General features: G+C 27.9%; 23 protein-coding genes. 20 read left to right on the top strand and 3 right to left on the bottom strand.

Features of this window, described 5'->3' with window-relative positions:
• Positions 1 to 21 precede the first annotated feature (21 nt).
• The 9 genes from CQA44_RS01720 to recJ all read left to right on the top strand — a co-directional run bounded on the left by CQA44_RS01720 (position 22) and on the right by recJ (position 8,972).
• A complete protein-coding gene (locus CQA44_RS01720; RefSeq protein ID WP_115545741.1) occupies positions 22 to 1,113 on the top strand; it encodes an epoxyqueuosine reductase QueH in 1,092 nt (363 codons plus the stop codon).
• Positions 1,114 to 1,169: 56 nt separating this feature from the next.
• On the top strand, positions 1,170 to 1,613 hold the full coding sequence (gene fabZ / locus CQA44_RS01715; RefSeq protein ID WP_115545552.1) for a 3-hydroxyacyl-ACP dehydratase FabZ: 444 nt from the start codon (positions 1,170 to 1,172) through the stop codon (positions 1,611 to 1,613).
• Positions 1,613 to 2,386, top strand: coding sequence for an acyl-ACP--UDP-N-acetylglucosamine O-acyltransferase (lpxA, locus tag CQA44_RS01710; RefSeq protein WP_115545551.1), 774 nt, complete (start codon positions 1,613 to 1,615; stop codon positions 2,384 to 2,386). The genes fabZ and lpxA overlap by 1 nt, the downstream gene beginning before the upstream one ends.
• Entirely contained in the window at positions 2,379 to 3,626 is a 1,248-nt protein-coding gene (gene clpX, locus CQA44_RS01705; protein WP_115545550.1) for an ATP-dependent Clp protease ATP-binding subunit ClpX, read from the top strand. The genes lpxA and clpX overlap by 8 nt, the downstream gene beginning before the upstream one ends.
• 10 nt (positions 3,627 to 3,636) lie before the next feature.
• On the top strand, positions 3,637 to 4,674 hold the full coding sequence (locus tag CQA44_RS01700; RefSeq protein ID WP_115545549.1) for a rod shape-determining protein: 1,038 nt from the start codon (positions 3,637 to 3,639) through the stop codon (positions 4,672 to 4,674).
• A complete protein-coding gene (gene mreC, locus CQA44_RS01695; RefSeq protein WP_115545548.1) occupies positions 4,664 to 5,482 on the top strand; it encodes a rod shape-determining protein MreC in 819 nt (272 codons plus the stop codon). Before CQA44_RS01700 ends, mreC begins: the two co-directional genes overlap by 11 nt.
• A gap of 94 nt (positions 5,483 to 5,576) precedes the next feature.
• The gene (locus CQA44_RS01690) at positions 5,577 to 5,807 is read left to right on the top strand and encodes a YdcH family protein (RefSeq protein WP_115545547.1); all 231 of its coding nucleotides are present in this window, start codon (positions 5,577 to 5,579) and stop codon (positions 5,805 to 5,807) included.
• The gene (locus CQA44_RS01685) at positions 5,807 to 7,444 is read left to right on the top strand and encodes a CTP synthase (RefSeq protein ID WP_115545546.1); all 1,638 of its coding nucleotides are present in this window, start codon (positions 5,807 to 5,809) and stop codon (positions 7,442 to 7,444) included. Before CQA44_RS01690 ends, CQA44_RS01685 begins: the two co-directional genes overlap by 1 nt.
• Positions 7,422 to 8,972 (top strand): single-stranded-DNA-specific exonuclease RecJ, encoded by a 1,551-nt coding sequence (recJ, locus tag CQA44_RS01680; protein ID WP_115545545.1) that lies wholly within the window; start codon positions 7,422 to 7,424, stop codon positions 8,970 to 8,972. The genes CQA44_RS01685 and recJ overlap by 23 nt, the downstream gene beginning before the upstream one ends.
• On the opposite strand, the gene CQA44_RS01675 is transcribed toward recJ, so the two are convergent.
• Together CQA44_RS01675 and CQA44_RS01670 are read right to left on the bottom strand one after the other, a co-directional pair.
• Entirely contained in the window at positions 8,965 to 10,407 is a 1,443-nt protein-coding gene (locus CQA44_RS01675; RefSeq protein ID WP_115545544.1) for a hypothetical protein, read from the bottom strand. The two genes, recJ and CQA44_RS01675, sit on opposite strands and share 8 nt — an antisense overlap.
• Positions 10,407 to 10,586: a hypothetical protein gene (locus tag CQA44_RS01670; protein WP_115545543.1), complete on the bottom strand. Its 180-nt coding sequence runs from the start codon at positions 10,584 to 10,586 to the stop codon at positions 10,407 to 10,409. The genes CQA44_RS01675 and CQA44_RS01670 overlap by 1 nt, the downstream gene beginning before the upstream one ends.
• Before the next feature lie 142 nt (positions 10,587 to 10,728).
• Between CQA44_RS01670 and CQA44_RS01665 the strand changes: the two genes are divergently transcribed.
• From CQA44_RS01665 to CQA44_RS01635, 7 genes are read left to right on the top strand one after another with little or no spacing between them, the layout of a single operon-like run.
• Positions 10,729 to 13,245 (top strand): DNA translocase FtsK, encoded by a 2,517-nt coding sequence (locus CQA44_RS01665; RefSeq protein ID WP_115545740.1) that lies wholly within the window; start codon positions 10,729 to 10,731, stop codon positions 13,243 to 13,245.
• A gap of 53 nt (positions 13,246 to 13,298) precedes the next feature.
• Entirely contained in the window at positions 13,299 to 14,222 is a 924-nt protein-coding gene (locus CQA44_RS01660; protein WP_115545542.1) for a branched-chain amino acid transaminase, read from the top strand.
• A gap of 10 nt (positions 14,223 to 14,232) precedes the next feature.
• Positions 14,233 to 15,321, top strand: coding sequence for a prohibitin family protein (locus CQA44_RS01655; RefSeq protein ID WP_115545541.1), 1,089 nt, complete (start codon positions 14,233 to 14,235; stop codon positions 15,319 to 15,321).
• 46 nt (positions 15,322 to 15,367) lie between these two features.
• Positions 15,368 to 16,069, top strand: a complete 702-nt coding sequence (hisIE, locus tag CQA44_RS01650) for a bifunctional phosphoribosyl-AMP cyclohydrolase/phosphoribosyl-ATP diphosphatase HisIE (protein ID WP_115545540.1) — start codon at positions 15,368 to 15,370, stop codon at positions 16,067 to 16,069.
• Between the two features lie 11 nt (positions 16,070 to 16,080).
• The gene (locus CQA44_RS01645) at positions 16,081 to 16,536 is read left to right on the top strand and encodes a DUF2393 family protein (protein WP_181881737.1); all 456 of its coding nucleotides are present in this window, start codon (positions 16,081 to 16,083) and stop codon (positions 16,534 to 16,536) included.
• 3 nt (positions 16,537 to 16,539) lie between these two features.
• Entirely contained in the window at positions 16,540 to 17,112 is a 573-nt protein-coding gene (locus CQA44_RS01640; RefSeq protein ID WP_115545538.1) for a metal-dependent hydrolase, read from the top strand.
• A gap of 11 nt (positions 17,113 to 17,123) precedes the next feature.
• Entirely contained in the window at positions 17,124 to 17,924 is an 801-nt protein-coding gene (locus tag CQA44_RS01635; RefSeq protein ID WP_115545537.1) for a S1-like domain-containing RNA-binding protein, read from the top strand.
• Between the two features lie 3 nt (positions 17,925 to 17,927).
• On the opposite strand, the gene fliI is transcribed toward CQA44_RS01635, so the two are convergent.
• On the bottom strand, positions 17,928 to 19,229 hold the full coding sequence (gene fliI / locus CQA44_RS01630) for a flagellar protein export ATPase FliI (RefSeq protein ID WP_115545536.1): 1,302 nt from the start codon (positions 19,227 to 19,229) through the stop codon (positions 17,928 to 17,930).
• A gap of 105 nt (positions 19,230 to 19,334) precedes the next feature.
• On the opposite strand from fliI, the gene tig reads away from it, so the two are divergent.
• From tig to def, 4 genes are read left to right on the top strand one after another with little or no spacing between them, the layout of a single operon-like run.
• Positions 19,335 to 20,621: a trigger factor gene (tig, locus tag CQA44_RS01625; RefSeq protein WP_115545535.1), complete on the top strand. Its 1,287-nt coding sequence runs from the start codon at positions 19,335 to 19,337 to the stop codon at positions 20,619 to 20,621.
• Between the two features lie 2 nt (positions 20,622 to 20,623).
• Positions 20,624 to 21,211 (top strand): ATP-dependent Clp endopeptidase proteolytic subunit ClpP, encoded by a 588-nt coding sequence (gene clpP, locus CQA44_RS01620; protein ID WP_115545534.1) that lies wholly within the window; start codon positions 20,624 to 20,626, stop codon positions 21,209 to 21,211.
• 2 nt (positions 21,212 to 21,213) lie between these two features.
• Positions 21,214 to 22,287, top strand: a complete 1,074-nt coding sequence (locus tag CQA44_RS01615) for a diguanylate cyclase domain-containing protein (RefSeq protein ID WP_115545533.1) — start codon at positions 21,214 to 21,216, stop codon at positions 22,285 to 22,287.
• A gap of 11 nt (positions 22,288 to 22,298) precedes the next feature.
• Complete coding sequence (def, locus tag CQA44_RS01610) at positions 22,299 to 22,802, top strand: peptide deformylase (RefSeq protein ID WP_115545532.1); 504 nt, start codon at positions 22,299 to 22,301, stop codon at positions 22,800 to 22,802.
• Positions 22,803 to 22,805: the final 3 nt, after the last annotated feature.

Here is a 22,805-nt window from a genome sequence, read left to right as displayed (position 1 = left end):
ATGATAAATGGTGGTTTTAAAATGTTAGTTCATATATGCTGTTCTGTTGATAGTCATTATTTCTTACAAGAATTACATCAATTATATCCAAATGAAAATTTAATTGGCTTTTTTTATAATCCTAATATTCACCCTGAAGAAGAATATAATTTAAGATTGCTTGATGTAAAAAGAAGTTGTGAAAAACTACAAATCCCTCTACTTGTTGGAGATTATAATTTCATATCTTGGTTAGATGAAGTAGTAGGCTTAGAAGATGAGGAAGAAAAGGGTGATAGATGTTCTGTTTGCTTTGATGTTAGATTATTAAAAACTGCAATGCTTGCATTAGAAATAGGTGAAAATAAAATAAGCACTACGCTTTTAACAAGCCCTATGAAATCTCAAAATGAATTATTTGCACTAGGTGAAAAAATTGCAAATAAGTATAGCTTAGAATTTATCAAACTTGACACAAGGAGTAATGGGGGAACACAAAAGCAAAGTAAAATGGTAAAAGATTCTAATCTTTATAGACAAAATTATTGTGGTTGTCAATTTGCCCTAAAAAAACAAAGAGAGAGAAAAAATGCTATCACACTAGAATTATTTAGTGAAATTGGGAATAGAGCTTTATATGGAAGTCCAAAATATACAATAGATATTTTTTTACAACTTTGGGAGCTAGAAAAAAATAAAAAAGAGTTTATATTACAAAAAAATTCAATTACTACATATAGAAATCTGAACTCAAAAATAAGTCATAATAACGCAATCATTCCATCTTATATTTTTACACATTCAAAAGCAGTAAAAAAATTAAAGATAAAAGAAATCAAATGGCATAAAGTCTCTTATGATAATACTAAGATTCTAATTGGTTTTAACGATAATGCTAATTTTATTGATATAGAATCTATTAATAAAATTTTCTTAACAAATTATCAAAATACAACGCAAATGCTATACAATCCACCAAAATATGATGATGAATTAAATTTTAGAATGAAAATTTTAGGAAAAGAGAGTATAAAACCATTTATAGTTTTAAATGAAAAAATAGAAAATAATGTTTTGCTAAATATAGATTCTGTATTTCAAAATATAGACATTTTTGAACTTATTAAGCTTTAATTATAAATAATGATAGTAAAATAGGTGCTTTAAAAATCCATTTTACAGGTAATTTTATGATAGATATAGAAGAGATTTCAAAGATATTGCCACATAGATATCCTATTTTACTAGTTGATAGGATTACTTCACTAGAGCTAAATAAATCAGTAGAGGGTTATAAGAATATAACTATAAATGAGCAAATATTTTTAGGACATTTCCCAACAAAACCAATTTACCCCGGAGTAATGATTATAGAAGGTATGGCACAAACGGGTGGAATTCTAGCTTATAAAAGTTCATTTGGTGAAGATGCAACAAATATGGACAATAAATTAGTATATTTTATGAGTATAGATAAAGCAAAATTCCGTTCTATGGTTAAACCCGGCGATAAATTAGTATACAAGCTAGAGGTTTTAAAACATAAAGGAAAGGTTTGGGTTCTGCAAGGAAAGTCTTTTGTTGATGATAAATTAGTTGCAGAAGCTGAATTAAAAGCAATGTTAGGCGATTAATGACTACATCAATAATCAAAACAAATGATATAGGAAAAGGAACAGATATTGGAGAATTTTGTGTAATAGGTGAAAATGTCAAAATTGGGAAAAACTGCAAAATTTATAATAATGTAACCATAAATGGATATACAAGCATAGGAGATAATACTACTATATTCTCTTATGCAGCACTTGGAAATCAACCTCAAGATTTAAAATATATAGGGGAAAAAACTAAGCTGATAATTGGTAAAAATAATCTAATTAGAGAATTTACTATGTTTAGTCCTGGCACTGGTGAAAACGGTGCAACAACAATAGGTGATAACAATCTTTTTATGGCATACGTCCATATAGCTCATGACTGTATAATTGGAAATAACTGCATATTAGCAAATTGTGCCACACTAGGCGGACATATACAAATTGGTAATAATGTAAATATTGGTGGATTAAGTGCGGTGCATCAGTTTGTGAAAATTGGCGATGGAGTTATGTTGGCTGGAGCTTCTGCATTATCACAAGATATTCCTCCATATTGCATTGCTGAAGGAAATAGAGCTATAATAAGAGGTTTAAATAGACATAGATTAAGAAAATTATATAAAAGAGAAGAAATTGATGAAATAAGCCATATTTACAAAATACTACTTTCTGGCAAAGCACCAATTAAAGAATTAGCGCAAGAAATATTAGATAATTCAAAATCTGATAATATAAAAAGAATATGCCATTTTATAATAAATTCTAAACGTGGAATCCCATACAAGAGAGGTGAAATTAATGAGTAAAAAAGAATGTTTTATATGCCATTGTCAGGATTCTAAATCTAATCCAATATATATAAAAAAAGGATATTTTATATGCCAAAATTGTTATTCCAATAAGGAAATAGAAAATATTTTTATGAATAATGACATTTTTGATGTTCAAAATGAAGATAGCATAACCAACTTTAATAATATATCTCCAAAGGATTTAAAAGCAGCTCTTGATGACTATGTAATAGGGCAAGATAATGCTAAAAAATTATTATCTGTTGCTGTTTATAACCACTATAAAAGAATCTCACAAAAAGATATATTAGATGATAATGATGATGTAGAAATTGCAAAGTCAAACATACTCCTTCTAGGACCAACAGGAAGTGGTAAAACTCTTATGGCACAAACTTTTGCTAGATTCTTAGATGTTCCTATCGCCATATCTGATGCAACTAGCTTAACTCAAGCAGGATATGTTGGAGAAGATGTAGAAAATATTATTACTAGGCTTTATCAAGCTGCAGATTGTGATATAAATCGCACACAAAAAGGAATAATATTTATTGATGAGATAGATAAAATAGCAAGAGTTTCTGAAAATCGCTCCATAACAAGAGATGTTTCTGGTGAGGGAGTTCAACAGGCACTGCTAAAGATAATAGAAGGGAGTATTGTAAATATTTCACCGCAAGGAGGTAGAAAGCACCCACATCAAGAATTTATCCAAATTGACACACAGGATATTTTATTTATCTGCGGAGGTGCATTTGATGGATTAAGTGATATTATTAAAAGAAGACTTGGAAGAAATACACTTGGATTTAATAGCAAAAAAAAGGAGATTGATGATAAAAAAAACTATCTTCATTTAGTGGATTCTTCTGACTTAATGAATTATGGAATAATTCCTGAATTAATAGGAAGACTTCATATAATAGCCACACTAGATGAAATCAATCAAGATGCAATGTTAAATATTTTATTAAAACCAAAAAATTCTCTAATAAAGCAATACCAAAAAATATTTAGACTAGATAATGTAGAATTAGAATTTGAAGAAAAAGCGTTAAAATTAATAGCACAAAAAGCCATAGATAGAAAAACTGGAGCTAGAGCTTTAAGAGCCATTATGGAAGGTTTAATGGTTGATTTAATGTTTGATATAAAAGATTATGTAAATTCAAAGCTAGTTGTTACAAGCGATTTTGTAGAGGGTAAATCTGCTCCTATGCTAATAAAAAAGAAAAATAAGAAAAAAATTATATGAAAGGAAAGTTATGATTTTAGATAGTATTATTGGTATGTTTTCACAAGATATTGCAATAGATTTAGGAACTGCAAATACGGTTGTTTTAGTAAAAGGACAAGGAATAGTAATAAATGAACCAAGCATTGTAGCAGTGCAGAGCAATAAATATGGTAGAAGCAAGGTTTTAGCAGTTGGCAGAGAAGCAAAAGAGATGATGGGGAAAACTCCTGATGGTATAGAGGCTATAAGACCTATGAGAAATGGTGTTATAGCAGATTTTGATATGACTGAAAGGATGATTAGATATTTTATAGAAAAAACTCACAATAGAAAGAAATTAATTCGTCCTAGAATCGTAGTATGTGTTCCTTATGGATTAACAGGTGTAGAAAGAAAAGCTGTTAAGGAATCTGCCACAAGTGCAGGTGCTAGAGAAGTATTTTTAATTGAAGAACCAATGGCAGCAGCTATTGGAGCTGGTCTTCCCATTAAAGACCCTCAAGGAAGCCTTGTTGTTGATATTGGAGGTGGAACAACAGAGATAGGTGTTGTATCATTAGGAGGACTTGTAATTAGCAAATCTATCCGTGTAGCAGGTGATAAAATGGATGAATCTATTGTTGATTATGTAAGAAAAAAATACAATCTATTAATTGGTGAAAGAACGGGGGAAGAAATAAAGTTAAAAATAGGCTGTGCTTATCCATTAGAAGAAATATTAACTATGCAAGTAAAAGGAAGAGACCAAGTAAGCGGACTTTTAAACACCATTGAACTTACAAGTGAAGATGTAAGAGAAGCCATTAAAGAGCCTTTAAGAGATATTGTTGATGTATTAAAAAGCGTGTTAGAAGTTATGCCACCAGACCTATCAGGTGATATTGTAGAAAATGGCGTAGTTCTAACAGGTGGTGGAGCTTTAATAAGAGGTATTGATAAATACTTATCAGATATAGTAAAATTACCTGTATATGTGGCAGATGAGCCACTACTATCTGTTGCAAAGGGAACAGGAAAAGTTATAGATGAAGATGAAATACTAGAGCAATTAGTATATGAGGAATAAGCCTAAATGGATAATTCTAAACAAGCAAAATAAAATACTTTGGATACTAATAATAGTAGTATTTGCGTTATTTGCTTTAGAATTACAAAAAGGCATATTTTATTATGCAAATACGATTGGAAATGCAGTAAGAATCAATATTTTTGATATAAAAAACTACATAACTAAAACTATTGATAAATATACAAATCAAGCAAATGAAATAAGCAGACTAAAAGAAATAGAAAAAGAAAAAGAAAAAAATGATATTTTAATATCAAACCTAAAATATGAACTAGACAAAATAAAAACACTACTAGATATAAACCAAAAACCAAATATTTCAAATATTTTTCTAGTAGAAGCCTATTCTTATATGAATATGGGTAAATACTCTCAAGTTTGGCTAAAAAATAATAGCTTTGAGGATAAAAGCCAAGATATGATTTTTGGACTTATTAAGAATGGCTTTACAGCAGGTATAGCATTATTTAAAGGAGATTACTTAATTGGGATCTTAAATGGAGATCCAAAGGCTAGTTATGGGGTTTATATAGGAGAAAATAAATCTATTGGCATATTAAAAACTGATATAAGTGGAGATATAGTAGTAGAATATATAAATGCGTGGAATGAAATTAAAGAGGGAGATGAAATTTATACAAATGGGCTTGATGGAATCTTTTTTGAGGGAATTCCGGTAGGAAAAGTAAAAAAAGTGCGTCAAGAGTATGGATATATAGTTGTTGATGTAGAACTATACAATAAAAATAATAATGTAGGATATTTTTGGCTAGTTGATACTAATATAAATAAACCAAAAATGTAGTAAATTTAATAAATTATTTATTTGTGTATTATCTTTAAGCACTAAATTTGCTACATAAAAGTATAATTTCAAAATTTTAATTTAGGAGAAATTTATGCTACACGAATACAGAGAAGAAATTAATGAATTAAAAGCTAAAAACCCACATTTTGCAAAAATCTTTGAAGAACATAATGACTTAGATGATAAAATAAAAGAGGTTGAAAGTGGTGGTGGAGAATATGTAGGAGAATTTGAGTTAGAAACAATGAAAAAAAAGAAGCTAAAATTAAAAGATGAAGCTTATATGATAATTTTAGAGTATAAAAAAAATAAAAACAAGTAATGCAATCAAAATATATTTTTGTAACCGGGGGAGTTTTAAGCTCTCTTGGTAAAGGTATATCTTCCTCATCTATTGCAACTTTAATAAAACACGCAAACTATAAAGTATCTATCCTAAAAATAGATCCCTATATTAATGTAGATCCCGGCACAATGAGCCCATTAGAACACGGAGAAGTTTTTGTTACTTATGATGGAGCTGAAACTGATCTTGATTTAGGACATTATGAGAGATTTTTAGATATAAATCTTTCATCAAAACATAATTTTACTACTGGACAAATATATCTTTCTGTTATTGAAAAAGAAAGAGCTGGTTTTTATCTTGGTAAAACTATACAAATAGTTCCACATATAGTAGATGAAATAAAACATCGCATAAAAGAAGCTGGGGGGAATAGTGATTTTTTAATAGTTGAACTAGGAGGAACTATTGGTGATATAGAAGGAATGCCCTATTTAGAAGCAATGAGGCAATTAAAACATGAACTTGGGACATCTAGGGTAATTAGCATTCATGTTACATTGATTCCTCTAGTAAAGGCAGCTGGTGAGCTTAAAACAAAACCTACCCAACATTCAGTTCAAGAACTTCGTCGCATAGGCATAAGCCCACAAATAATTCTAGCAAGATGCGAAAAAACACCCCCTAAAGAACTAAAACAAAAACTATCATTAAGTTGCGATGTAGATGATGATTGCGTAATTGTAGTAGAAGATTCTGATAGTATTTATAAAGTGCCTATAAATCTAGCTAGAGAAAACATTTTAACTCCTATTGCAAGATACTTTAATATGCCCCCAATAATACCAAAAATGCAAGAATGGGATTTATTGGTAAAAAAGATTATTTCTCCAAACAGTAGTGTAAAAATTGCATTTGTAGGAAAATATTTAAATTTGAAAGAATCTTACAAGTCGTTGATTGAAGCTTTAACTCACAGCGGAGCACATACGGACACAAAGATAAATATTAAATGGATTGATAGCTCTTTGTTAGATTCTAACAATATAGATAACGAATTAAATGATATAGATGGAATTTTAATACCTGGTGGATTTGGGAAAAGAGGAGTTGAGGGAAAGATACTTGCCACAAAATATGCTAGAGAAAATAATATTCCATTTCTTGGCATCTGTCTTGGAATGCAGTTAGCTATAATTGAATTTGCACGAAATGTGCTTGAAATAAAAGATGCAAATAGCACAGAATTTAGCAAAGATACAAAAAATCCTGTAATTTATTTAATAGAAGACTTTATAGACAATCAAGGTAAGCAACAATTTAGAACTCACAACTCTCCTATGGGCGGAACAATGAGGCTAGGAGAATATATCTGCAATCTTAAAAAAAATACTAAAATTTTTAATGCCTATAAAACTACCCCTATAAAAGAAAGACATCGCCATAGATATGAAGCAAATATAAATTATAGAGGGCTTTTAGAAGAAAATGGTATGATAATTAGTGGAGAATCTAATTCACTTATTGAAACAATAGAACTAAAAAACCACCCTTGGTTTGTAGGAGTGCAATTTCACCCAGAATTTACATCAAAATTACAAAATCCAAATCCAATAATCCTAGAGTTTATCAAACAAGCAAAAAAACAAAATGAGTATTTTAAAAAAAGTTAGGAAAATATTTGAAGACAGAAATCTAAATGAAATAAATTCTAAAGATTTTCCTATGCCTTATAGTATGCTTGGAGTCCAACAAGCAAGCAAAATAATAGCAAATGGCATAAAAAATAATAAAAAATTAGCCATTGTAGGAGACTATGATGTAGATGGAGTTAGCTCAACTTGTATATTTGACTTATTTTTAAAAAAAATTGGCTTCCAAAACTACACTTTAAAAATCCCAAATAGATTTAGTGATGGATATGGTATAAACAAAAATATAATAGATTTATTAAATGCAGACATTTACATAACACTTGATAATGGCATAAGTGCTTTTGAAGCAGCCACTTACTGCAAAGAAAAAAACAAGATTCTGATAATTACAGACCACCATAAACCGATAATTAAAGATGAACAAGAGATTCTGCCAAATGCAGATGTAATCATAAATCCAAATCAAAAAGAGTGTGAGTTTTTACAAAAAGAAGTCTGTGGTGCGGTTGTAACTTGGATTCTTTGTGGAGGGATAAAAAAAGAAATGGGACTAGATTTAGACATGAGAGAGTTTAGCCCTTTTATAACCCTTGCAATAATTTCTGATGTAATGCCACTTGTATCGCTAAATAGAAGTATTTATAAAATGGGAATTATTAGAATAAATAACTCAAAATCAACTCCATTTGACACACTAAAAGAACAATTTGGAAAAATAGATTCTCAAAAAATAGGCTTTTATATAACTCCTATTTTGAATAGTGCAGGAAGATTAAAGGACGCAAAACTTGCTCTTGATTTTTTAAAAGAAACAAATAAAAAAAAATCAAAAGAGTTATTTTTAAACTTAATTAATATAAATAATGAAAGAAAAACTATTCAAAATGATGTTTTTTTAAGTGCTAAAAATAGTTTTATAAAATGCAAAAATATAGTAGTATCATATGGTGAGGGCTGGAATGAAGGAGTTTTAGGCATTGTAGCTGCAAAGTTAACAGATGAATTTAATATAAGCTCTTTTTGTTTTAGCCTAAAGGATGGTATATTAAAAGGCTCTGGGCGCCAAAAAGGTGGTATAAATTTAATAGCCTCAGTTCAGAAATGTTCAAATCTTTTGCTGAATTTTGGTGGGCATAGTGGGGCAGTTGGATTAAGCTTAGAGTTAAAAAATCTATATAGTTTTATAAAAATATTAGATGAAAATATTATTTTAGATTCTAACACTAGCAAAGATAGTGAATTAGAAATTGATATAGATGATATTAGTATGGAGCTTTTAGAGCTTTTAGAATCTTATGAGCCCTATGGAAATGGCAATGAAATGCTTAAATTTAAAAGTAATAATTTAAAAGTAATAGATTCTATGATAGTTGGAAATAATCATCAAGTTTTAAAATTTAAAAATAAAGCTTGTGTTATTAACTCAATAATATTTAACAATAAAAAGAATTTCTTAAATAAAAATATCAACATAGAATATTTTATTCAAAGAGATAAATTTAAAAATTTACAATTACTAATTACTGATATTAAAAGCTCTACATAGTCTGATACAATATAAATTTAGAAAATTTATTATATTTATTGTTTTTGCCAAAGCTTACCATCTCTATTGGATCATTATTAAGCTCCATATCAATGATAATATAATCAAACTTTTGATTTGTTACTACAATTTCATATTCCATTTTTTTATCAATGGAGGTTACTATAAAATCTTTATACATACTTAACAATTGGATTTTTAGGTGGCTTTTTAATCTATCTTTACTTGATACAATTAAAACTTTTTTTGTATTTCTTTCTTTATAACGAGTAATATAAATATTTAGCAATCTATCATTATCACTTAATTTATTTACATCAAGTGTTTTTATATATTGCTGAATAAAGGCTAATATACAAAATGGATAGCTTGACTGAAGTTTAAAAAAATGATTTTTTATTGGTTCACTTGCCATACCAAGCTGCCACATTTTATTGTCAAGCGAAGTTATAACAGTATTTAGTGCATTCTTAATATGCTCAAATATCTGTTCCCTTGCTTTATCAAACTTAATAAAAAAATCTTTTTCATAAGTTTGGATAAATAAGGCTAACATTTTTTCGATACGCTCCTTTAATTTATTTAAATGAATTTGTGTTTCACACATTTCTTTATATTGATTATTTATTTTATCTAGCTTATCTCTTATCTCTTGTTCATTTTTACCTTGTGGGGCTGAGAGTTTAATATTTATATGATAAATTTGACTTTTTAAAGTTCTAATCTTATTATCCACTTTAAGTAAGTCATCTTTTACATTGACTAACTTCCTCTTTGCAGAGACAAAATATAGCTGTTGTGATAAAAATACTTCATTAAAAACTTTTTTTGTTTCCTGCTGTGATTTATAAAATGGCGTAATTAGGTATTGAAGTTTGCTATAAATTTGTAAATATGAAGAAAATGTATCCTTTGTTATTCTTTTTTCTGTATATACTAAAGAATCTAATGTTCTAGTTAAAAATCTAGTAACAATTCTATAATCAAGTAGTTCATAACCATCAACAGGTAGTTTTAAAGAATGTTTAATTATTTTAGTCTCGCTCTCAAAATGATATTGAATAAATTTATCAATAGAAATACTAGTTTTTATGTTATTTACTATTAAATAATCAGTTTCTTTACAGGTCTTAGCAATTAAATCCTCAAATACATTTTGTTCTAACTTTTCTAACTCTTCATCTGTTACAGTTTTCCAAAAATCTCTCTCCCTTATAATGCTATCTTTATCAAATTCTTGATATTTAGAGCTTCTTACATAAATTACATTATTATTATTTTCATCATCTACTCTAAACTCAACTAATAAATTTATTTCTGGGATTCTTGTTTTGTCATGCCAATTAAACACCTTAAAGTCAAATAATTTTTTATGTGCATTTATTATTATACCAATTCCTGTTGCATGTGAATATTGAACTATTCTTCCGTGCATTACTGATCTTTTACAGAATCCATATTTTGTCTATGAGGAACTATTAAATTTAATAAATCAGATTCATTATTGACAAATATAGCATACTCTTCATTATTTGATTTAATTATAGTTGTTTTGGTTATATTGTTTTGTGGAGACTTTCCCTTTAGAAAATCTTGCAAATCTATTTCTTCCATATTAAAACCCACAATTTTAATTTTAATAGAACTCTAATTTTATCATATTTTGAATACCTTTAATAATTTGTTTTTAAAATCTATAAATTTTCAATATGGTATAATTGTGGATAAAAATTCTCTTTTTAGGTGTAAAATTCTTATGGATAATTATAAAATTAAACTTATTAAGAATACAAACAATGAAAAAAAAATAGATATACCAGAAAATAATATACAAAACAATTTACCAAAAAAAAAGCCAATAGGAATAAATAGCCCTCTTATAAAGCGTCTAAAAGAAGCTGAAGAAAAAACAAAACAAATGCAAAAATTAAGTGATGATGAATTAATTGAGCTTGAGTTTAAAGAACAAGCAGATGAGATTCGCTCTAGAATTAACAAAGATGAAACTAAATTAATAGAATCTAAAGAAGCACTAAAAACTCTAAATGTCTCCAAAGACATAAATGTTGGACTTGATTATATACAAGTAACAAAAAATCCGCAAACTAGAAATTTTTATGACTTAAAAGATAGTAAGCCAAATATCACACAACCAAATAAAAAAATAGTTGATATAAAAAGGGCAGAATTACCAAACTCAATCAACAAAAATATAGAAGAAATAAATCCAATAAATACACAAAATAAACCAATAGAAGAAATAAGACAAGTAATTCCAAAAATAATAACCCCTACTAAAACAACACAAACATTACAAAATCAAATACAAGAAAGTATGAATAAAACTACTGATTTTATAAACGAGCTTGCAACCCAAAAAATTAGCAATGAAGTTGTAGGAATATATACAGATAATCAATTTGATATTAATGAAATAGAACATAAAGTAGAAATTGTAGATAAAATTGATGATTATGAAATTAATATACCAAAAGAAAGAGCTGAATCCCTTTTATATCAACATATCATAGGAAATAATAATATTATTGATGATACTCTTGATGAAGAAGTATTAAATGAAATGAATAAATCTCTAGCTATTGCACAAAAAAAACTAGAAGAAAGGATTAAACAAATAAAAAAGAAAAATAGCGATATAGATAATATTTATGATACACAAAAACAGCAAACTTTTAATGAAATAGAAAATCAAAATCAATATAATAAGAATTATAATTCAATTACTGAAAACCTAGATTCTATGCAACAAGTGTTATCAAAGTCCTATAAAGATAATGTGAATAATTCTTATGAAATTGGAAATGTTAGCCCAAGTTTAACAATTACAGAAAGCTCTGATAAAATACAAGAAAACTTTAATAAAGAGTTTCAATTACCACCAATAGAGCTACTAAATGCTCCTCTAACACAAAAAGTAGATATTGATGATAGTGAAATTGATGTAAAAGTTCATAATCTTTTTAACAAACTTAGGGTTTTCAAAATAGAGGGCGATATTGTAAAAACTTATAGCGGACCTGTTGTTACAACATTTGAATTTCGTCCTGCAGCAAATGTAAAAGTCTCTAGAATCCAAAATTTACAAGATGATTTATCAATGGCACTAAAAGCTACTAGCATTAGAATCCAAGCTCCAATTCCAGGAAAAGATGTAGTTGGAATTGAAATTCCAAACAATAGAATCCAAACTATATATTTAAGAGAAATTTTTGAAAGCAATGAATTTAAAAATTCGAGAGCAAACCTAGCAATAGCATTAGGAAAGGATGTTATAGGAAATCCTGTTATAGAGGATTTATCCATACTACCTCACCTATTAATTGCAGGGACAACAGGAAGTGGAAAGAGCGTGGGGTTAAATGCGATGATATTATCACTTCTTTATAAAAACACGCCAAAAGATTTAAGATTTATAATGATTGATCCAAAATTTCTAGAATTTGGTTTATATAAAGATATTCCTCATTTATTAACACCAATAATAACAGACCCTAAAAAAGCAATTATTGCTCTAAGCAAAGCTGTAGAAGAAATGAATAGACGATATGAAATGATGGATAAAGCAAAGGTGAAAACAATTACTGGATATAATGAATTAGCCTTAGAAAATGGGCTTGATAAATTGCCATATATAGTAATTATTATTGATGAGTTTGCAGACTTAATGATAATGGGAGGAAGAGAGGCAGAACAATACTTAATCTCCTTAGCAGGAAAGGCTAGAGCATCTGGAATCCACCTAATAATTGCCACACAAAGACCAACTGTAAATGTTGTAACAGGTTTAATCAAAGGAAACCTCCCCTCAAAGATAAGTTATAGAGTTGGCTCCAAAATAGATTCTAAGGTTATATTAGATGAAACAGGAGCAGAAGCATTACTTGGAAAAGGAGATATGTTATTTTCTAAAACTAATTCCATAGTTAGATTACACGCACCATATAATGATGAAAAAGAAATTGAAAAAATAGTAGAATTTATAAAAACTCAACAAAAAGTAGAATACGATGAATTCTTTTCATTAGAACAAAAGGAGAATTTTACACAACCCACACAAATAAGCTCAGATGGTGATTATATGCAAAGGGCAAAAGAAATAATACTTCAAACACAAAAAACTTCTATAAGCTATTTGCAAAGAAGTTTAGGGGTGGGGTTTAATAAAGCTGCTAGCATAATAGAACAACTTGAAAATGAAGGTTTCTTATCACAACCAAATTCAAAAGGTTTGAGAGAAATTATAGGCAATTAAGATAAAATTTGGATAGAATTCAAATCATTTTAAATAGGGAGTATTAAAAAGATATGGAAGAAGCAAAGTATATTTGGAAAGATGGTAATTTTATAGATTGGAAAAATGCAACAACACATTTACTGACCCACAGCCTTCATTATGGTAACGCTGCATTTGAAGGAACTAGAGCTTATAAAACTAATAATGGATTTGCAATTTTTAGGCTACAAGACCATACAAAAAGATTGCTAAATTCAGCAAAAATTCTCCATCTGAATTGTCCTTATGATTTTGATGAAATAAATCAAGCACATATAGATCTTATTAAAAAAAATTTAGACTGCTTTAAAAGTAATGTTTATATTCGTCCATTAATATATCTAGGATATGGAGTAATGGGCTTATATCACAAAAAGTCTCCCGTAAATATGATGATTGCAGCGTGGAATTGGGGTGCATACCTTGGAGAAGATGGCATTCAAAATGGTATTAGAGTAAAAACTAGCTCATTTATAAGAAATTCTGCAAAATCATTGATGGGAAAAGCAAAAGCATCTGCGAATTATCTAAATTCACAAATGGCAAAATACGAAGCTATGGAATGTGGATTTGATGAGGCATTATTGCTTGATGATAGTGGATTTGTAGCAGAAGGAAGTGGAGAGTGTATATTTATAGTTAGGAATGGCAAACTAATCACGCCTCCGCACGATAATTCATTAGAATCTATAACACAAGACACTGTTATAAAAATTGCTAAAGATTTAAATATAGAAATTTATCAAAGAAGAATAACTAGAGATGAAATTTATATAGCAGATGAAGCATTTTTTACTGGAACAGCCGCTGAAATCACCCCTATAAAAGAGTTAGATTTTATAAAAATAGGAAATGGTTCTAGAGGTGAAATCACTAAAAAATTACAAGATTCTTTCTTTGAAATTGTTCTAGGAAATAACAAAAAATATAATAATTATTTAACTTACATAGACTAAAGGAGAATTAATGCCAATTGATTTAAATGAGCATTTAAAAAGAAAAAATTCTAACAAAGATTCTAATAATAATGAAAATAATCCAAAAAAATCGCCACTAAAACCAAACATAAAATTCAATATGCCTGAAAATAAAACACTCACTGGGGTTATCATTGCAGTAGTTTTAGTGTTTATCTTTATCATTGCAAAGCCATTTGTTATAATAAATTCTGGTGAAGTTGGCATAAAATCAACAGCTGGTAAATATGACTTTACCCCATTACAAGCTGGATTGCATTTTTTTATTCCAGGCATACAAAATATAATAATAGTAGATACAAGAGTTAGAACGATTAACTTCTCAAGAACTGAAGATATGGGTATTGTAGGAAAAAATCAAGGGATTTTTAGGAATGATGCAATAAGTGTTATGGATAGCAGAGGATTGACTGTGTCAATAGAACTAACAGTTCAATATCAACTAAATTCTGCTACTGCACCTCAAACAATAGCTGAATATGGATTATCGTGGGAACAAAAAATAATCAATCCTGTTGTAAGAGATGTAGTGCGTGGTGTTGTAGGTCGCTATCCTGCAGAAGAATTACCAATAAAAAGAAATGATATAGCAAATTTAATTAGCACAAATATAGAAACAGAAATATCAAAATTCAAAAATCAACCAGTTTCGTTAAGCTCTGTTCAACTTAGAGAAATAGTTTTACCTCAAAATATTAAAGAGCAAATAGAAAAAGTCCAAGTAGCAAGACAAGAAGCAGAGAGAAAAAGATATGAAGTGGAACAAGCAAAAATGGAGGCTGAAAAAGCAGTAACACTTGCAAAAGGAGAGGCTGATGTAAATAGAACAAAAGCTCAAGGTGCAGCTGATGCAATAGCAATTGAAGCAAAAGCACAAAGCCAAGCAAACCGATTAATTAGTGATAGTCTATCAAATAAACTACTAGATTTAAGACAAATTGAAACTCAAGGTAAATTTAATGATGCTCTAAAAGAAAATAAAGATGCACAGATTTTCTTAACACCTGGTGGTGCCGTGCCAAATATATGGGTAGATTCTAAAAACAAACAAAGAAGTTCCATTGCAGGACAACAATGATTAATATAAAAATAATAGCTACAAAAATTTAGTTAGATTGTTTGAAATGAATATAGATTCTATACTAAACTCCCTTAATTGGGATAAATCCTCGTTAATTCCAACTATTGTTCAAAGCAGTAATGATTTAAAAGTATTAATGCTTGCCTATACAAGCAAAGATTCTCTTACTTATACTCTAAAAAGTGGTATAGCACATTACTTTTCTAGGTCTAAAAATCGTATTTGGAAAAAGGGTGAAGAGAGCGGAAATATACAGAATCTAAAAGAAATATATATTGATTGTGATAGTGATTGTATATTATTTGTAGTAGAACAAAAGGGTGTAGCCTGCCATATGGGAGAGTATTCTTGCTTTTTTAAAAAAATAAATTTAGAAAATTTAAATATAGATTCTAGTTTAGCAAATAATGTAGAAATTCCCTATAACATCATTGATAGATTATATCACACACTACAAGAAAGAAAATTATCTAAGAGCAGTAATTCTTATACCTCATTATTGTATCAAAAAGGACAAAACTCTATTTGTAAAAAAATTATTGAAGAAGCAGGAGAGCTTACATTTGCAATGAAAGATAATGTAGAAAATGATATTATCTATGAATGTGCAGATGTAATTTATCATATTTTAGTTGGATTAAGCTATAAAAATATATCGCCTGATAAAGTTATGAATGAATTAAAAAGACGATTTGGAACAAGCGGAATAGACGAAAAAAATAGCAGAACAAAAGTAGTGAAATAAAGGATATAGTATTGGAGCTGCCGCAAATAAGTATTTATGACATTTTGATAGATGGTAGCTTATTTATAATATTTATAATTGTATTTTTACTTGGACTAGCTATTAAAAATAAATTTAGAATCTTAATATTTATCCTTGCATTTTTAATATTTATAATGTTACCTTTTATTAACATTACATTTATTGATAATTATATAAATAAAGTAGAATTTAAAAATATTGATTCTAAAAAATTAGTATATATAGATAGCTATTTTATAAATGCTGAATTAATAAACAAAGGTAAAAGGAGAATTAATGAATGCGAACTTAATATTTATATCAATAAACATTATCCATTTAATCCTGAATATAAATTAGTTTTAAAAGACTTAAAACTTAATATAGGAGAAAAATATATACTTGAAAAAAGTATTGATAATTTTAAAAGTGAAAATATAAAATACATAAAAATTAGATGTTTTTAAACAATGTTAGCTAAAAGTCATTTATCAATTGGATTAATTGGTGCAACCGCAATATTTCCACTAACAAAATATTTAGAAATACCAAAAGACTTATACACAAATATATTGCTTCCACTAATTCTACTAGGCTCTATATTTCCTGATATTGATGAACCAAAAAGTTTCATTGGGAAAAAACTTCCTATTATCTCAAAAATAGTAAGTTTAAGCTTTTCACATAGAGGATTTACACATTTTTTAATATTTCCTTTAATTTTTATAATAATTGGCATAATATCTAATAATTACACAACAAGTCTGTGCTTGTTTGCATTTAGTTATGGAATAATCTTGCATCAATTGGGAGATATGCTCACAATTAGCGGTATTCCACATTATTTTTTCCCAATCTCAAATAAAAAAGTTGTTATATTACCAAAGTTACTTCGTTTTAAAACAGGAGGTAGCGTAGAAAAATGTATTTTAATATTTATTTTAACCCCATTAGCAGCATTTCTTATAACATATTTTGAACTTTTTGGAGTGAAAATAAATGATGTAAATAAAATCATAAAATATTTAGGAGATGTATTATAAAAACAGGAGAAATGCAATTTTTAAAGGTTGCTAGATTTAGCAAAAATGGTGCATATTTGATTGATGAAACAAAAAATGAAGTTTTGCTTCCAAATAAATATTTAAATGATAATATTAAACTAGATTCTTTAGTTTGGGTTTTTATCTACACTGATAGCAATGATAGGTTAGTTGCAATTACTACGATGCCAAAGGGACTTTTGGGAGATATTTTAACACTTGAAGTAAAAAGCATATCAAGCAATGGAATTTATCTTGACTTAGGGATTCCAAAAGATTTATTTATGCCAAGCAAAAACCCTACTAGATTTAAAGTAGGACAAAAAGTAGTTATAAAAATAACTTTGGACAAACAAGGAAGGTTAATTGCAAAGCAAAATTTGCAAGATTATTTACTAAAATTAAACCTAAATTCTAAATTAAAAAAAGTAAAGATTTTACCATTTATGAAAACTAATATAGGAATTAATTGTGTAATAAACAACAAGTATTTTGGAATAATTCACAATAATGATATAAATAAAGAAGTTAATATAGGAGAGGAAATAGAAGCTATCATCAAAAAAATAAGAAACGATGGCAAAGCTGATTTAGGCTTAAAGAATGATTTCAAAATAATAGAAAAAAATATACTAGATTATATTTTTAGCAATTCTTTTCTAAAATTAAATTTCAATTCTTCTAGTGAAGATATTTATAAACTTCTTAAAATTAGCAAAAAATCATTCAAAATAGCTACAACAAGACTAATAAAAGATAAAAAAATAAGATTTATAAAAGAAAACAAAGAAATGATTTTAGTTAAATTCTAAAAATTATTTAAAAATTTCATCTAATTTATTGTAAATATCTTCAAAACTCAAAATACTCTCAGAATCCTGCTCTAAAAATGCCTCTAATTTATCTTTTTTGTTTATAGCAAAGTCTAATTCTTTATCACTACCTTTTTGATATGAACCAATGCGAATTAAAATTTCATTTTCTTTTAAAAGTGAATAAGTCTTGCGAAATTTAATGATATTTTCTCTATGTTTTTTATCAACAATATCATTCATAACCCTTGATGCAGAAGATAGAATATTTATTGGTGGGTAGATTCCAAACTCACTTAGTTCCCTACTTAATACAATATGTCCATCTAATATACTTCTGCTTTGGTCTGCTATAGGGTCATTTAAATCATCGCCTTCAACTAAAATTGTAAAAAATGCTGTAATAGAACCTTTATTTTCCTCTTTACCAGATCTCTCCATTAATTGCGGAAGTAAGCTTAAAACTGATGGTGGATAACCTTTTGAAGTGGGGGGTTCTCCTAAAGAAAGTCCAATTTCCCTTTGTGCCATTGCAAAACGAGTAATAGAATCCATTATAAATAAAACATCTTTACCTTGATTTTTAAAATACTCTGCTATTGCCATTGCAGAAAAGGCTCCATATTTCCTCATAAGTGCAGAATCGTCACTAGTTGCAACAACTATTATGGTATTTTTTAAATCACCTCTTAAGTTCTTTGCTACAAATTCTGGCACTTCTCTTCCTCTCTCTCCAATTAGTGCTATAACTTTTACATCAGCATTACTACCTCTTACAATCATACCCATTAGCGTAGATTTTCCAACGCCACTTCCTGCAAAGATTCCCATTTTTTGCCCTTTTCCACAGGTAAGAAGTCCATCTATGCTTTTTATTCCAACACTAAAAACCTCATCAATCAAACCTCTATTCATAGCCTTTATGGGCGTATTTATAATTGGAATAAAACTATCTTTTTTAATCTCACCTAAGTTATCAATAGGATTTGCAAATGGATCTACTATTCTTCCTAATAATTCATTACTAACTCCTATCTTTAATCCATTTTGACTAACAAAAACCTTATCACCAATCTTATATCCTTGTGTAGAAGTAAAAGGAATAATTGAAAAAGAATCTACTTCAATAGCACTAACAATGCCTGATATGTTATTATCAACTCCTCTTATACTAACTATATCTCCTATGGAGGTTCTTAATCCTGTGGCTTTTATTGTGTTTTCATAAATTTTAATGATTTCTCCAAAGTGAGGTGAAAGCTCCATTTTACTATTTAATTTACTTTTTATATTTTCCAAAGACATCAAGAATCCTAAATATTAAAATTATTTTTGAAATTATAAATATAATTGCTTATAATTATATGTTTTGATAAAATATCACCTTAAAGCTTAAGTTAAGGAAAAAAAATGGGTGCTGAATTAATAAATACTGCAAATGTCCTCATAAAAGATAAAGTAAATTCTGATTTAATCAATAAAAAAAGAGCAAAAATAGCTCAAAATATTAGCAAAAATATCAAGATTGATGGATTTAGAAAAGGTAAAGTTCCATTAAGTGTAATTGAAAGCAGATATAAAGACAAAATTACACAAGATTCCCAGCAAGAAGCTCTAAATGAAAAGATAAATGACCACTTAAAAAAACTAAATATAGAATTAAAAAATGTCATTGGCAGTCCTATATTTCTAAAATATGAAATAATAAATGATAATATAGATTTTGAAGTTAAGCTTGGAATACTCCCAAAACTGGATATTGAGGATATATCTAAGTTTATTCCAGATATAAAGCTAGAATCTATAAGTAAAGATTCTATAAATAATAAAATGGAAGAATTTGCAAAATCAAACGGAAAATTAATAGAGGTAGAAAAAACTTTAGAGAATGGAGATATTGCAAATATTGATTTTGAAGGTTTTATAAATGGAGAAGCCTTTGATGGAGGAAAAGCCAAAGGATATGATTTAGAAATTGGTTCAAAAAGCTTTATTGAGGGTTTTGAAGATAAGTTAATTGGTATGAAAAAAGACCAAAGCAAGGATATAGAGCTAAAATTTCCAGAAAATTATACAGCACATTTGGCAGGTAAAGATGTGGTATTTAAAGTTAAGTTAAATGCAGTAAAAAAAAGAGAGATTGCAAAAATTGATGATGAACTTGCAAAAAAAATACTAATTCAAAATGATAATGCAACTTTAAAAGATTTGGAAGAATTTGCAAAAATACAACTAGAAAATGAAGAAAAAAACAAACTAATAAATGAAAATAAACCAAAATTAGTAGAAAATCTTTTATCTAGTATAGACTTTGATATACCAGAAAATATAATTGAACAAGAAATGGATATAATCTTTAGAAATAATATTCAAAAAATAAAAGAAGAAGAGCTAAAAGAATTACAACAAGATAAAAACAAAGCTAAAGAAAAAAGAGAAACATTTAGAGAAGAGGCACAAAAAAGTGTGAAATTGACTTTTATAGTAGATTTTTTATCTAAGAAAAATAATATTTCAGTTAGTGATAACGAAGTTTATCAAATGCTTTATTATGAAGCAATGATGATAGGTGCAAACCCAAAAGAATTACTAGAAAATTATGAAAAGAATAATGTAATTCCTGCTTTAAAAATGACTATATTAGAAAATAAAGTGCTAAATAATTTACTAGAATCTAAACTACAAAATAAGGAGTAAGTTTGAACTACATTCCCTACGTGATAGAAAAAACGAGTCGAGGAGAACGAAGTTATGATATTTATTCAAGACTACTAAAAGATAGAGTTATAATCCTAAGCGGTGAGATAGATGATAGCATAGCTTCCTCTATTATTGCACAATTACTATTCCTAGAGGCTGAAGATCCGCAAAAAGATATTTATATTTATATTAATTCTCCAGGTGGAGTTGTAACAAGCGGACTTAGTATATATGATACTATGAATTATATAAAACCAGATATTGCTACTATGTGTATAGGGCAAGCAGCATCTATGGGTGCATTTTTGTTAAGCAGTGGAACAAAAGGCAAAAGATATGCCCTCCCAAATGCTAGAATTATGATTCATCAACCTTTAGGTGGTGCAAAAGGACAAGCAAGTGATATTGAAATCCAAGCAAAAGAAATCCTATATACAAAACAAAAGCTAAATGAAATAATGGCAAAAAATACCCAACAAAGTATTAAAAAAATTTCAATAGATACCGATAGAGATTATTTTATGAGTGCAAAAGAAGCCAAAGAATATGGATTAATAGATGATATATTAGATAAGAGTTTAAAATAAATATGATAAGACTTCAAAAAGATGAAAATGAAACTAATATAGATAATATATTAAATGATATACCAAATGTTACTGATGATGTAGAGGATAATTTAAATTTAGATGAATCTGATACAAATTTAGAACAAGGTGATAATTTAGATAGCTTCTCAAAAGAAGTTATTAGTGCTCTAAAAAGTAAAAATATGCCTCTACTACCACTTAATTATCAAGCATATTTTGAACAAATGCTAGATAATAAAAATATTGAATTTCAAAAGAAAATTTATAGTCTAATGGAAACTGACACAAGAAATGATGAAAGAAATATAAACTTTGAAAAAACTATCCATATAGCATTTGCAAATACGAGAGATATATTAAAATGCACATCATCAATTTATAAGAATCTAATGCTTGTAAATGATATAGAAAAAAAATGTCTAAACGAGCTCAATAACAATGTAATTTCTACTAAATTTATACAAGAGACAAACTCTTTACAAATGCAAATAGATTCACAAATAAATCAACTAAAAATTTTATACCAAAAATGTAATAAAATTTTAGAAAATATTAATACAAACACAATGTATGATTCAAAGTTTGATACATACAATAAAAGATACTTCATAAATTTAGTCCAAGATGAGAAAAAAATGGTAGAAAAATTTAATCATACTTCTACAATTATTATGATGACCATTCCATTAATAGTAACTAGATATATTAAAAATGACCAAACAACTGCTTTAATAATAATGAAAACTATTGCAAAATTATTACTTAAAACTTCTAGAAGAAGTGATATTATAGGCTATATTGGCAATGGGATATTTGCTATGCTTCTAAAACACTCTGATGTTTTTGCTGCAAAGAAAGCAAGTGAGAGATTAATAGAACTATTAAGAAATACTAATGTGATTCTAGGAAACAAAGAGATAAATCTTGATTTAAATATAGGAATTTCAAAATTAAAGTCAGATAGAAGTGCTGAAGAGAGCTTAAATTTTGCAATAAATGCACTAAGAAATGCTCAACGAAGCAATACCAATTATATAATTTATAAAGATGATATAGATGAGAATCAAACATAAAAGAAGATAAAATGGTTGAAGAAATTGTAATATATCCAGATTCAAGACTAAGAGAAACTTCCAAAGAAGTTATAGAATTTGGATCTGTGCTAAAAGAAACTTTAGATAACATGTATGAAACTATGATGGATAAGGGTGGTGTTGGTTTGGCTGGTGTGCAAATAGGAAAGCTTCAAAGAATGCTAATAGTAAATATTCCTAGAGAAGATAGGATTCAATACAAAGAAGATTTACTTGAAATAATAAATCCAAATATAATAGAATCTAGCGGAGAGATATTATTTCAAGAGGGTTGTCTTAGCATTCCTAATTATTATGAATATGTAAAAAGATTTAGTTATATTAAACTTCAGTTTCAAGATAGAGAAGGAAAAGAAAAGATAATTGAAGCAAAAGATTATCTAGCTGTTGCACTACAACACGAAATAGATCACTTAAATGGAATATTATTCATAGATAAACTATCTATTTTAAAGCGAAAAAAATTTGAAAAAGAATACAAAAAGAAAAAATGAACT

Source organism: Helicobacter sp. MIT 14-3879, assembly GCF_003364125.1.
Note: the sequence above shows the minus strand (reverse complement) of the source record. Positions and strands in the feature narration are given on the sequence as shown.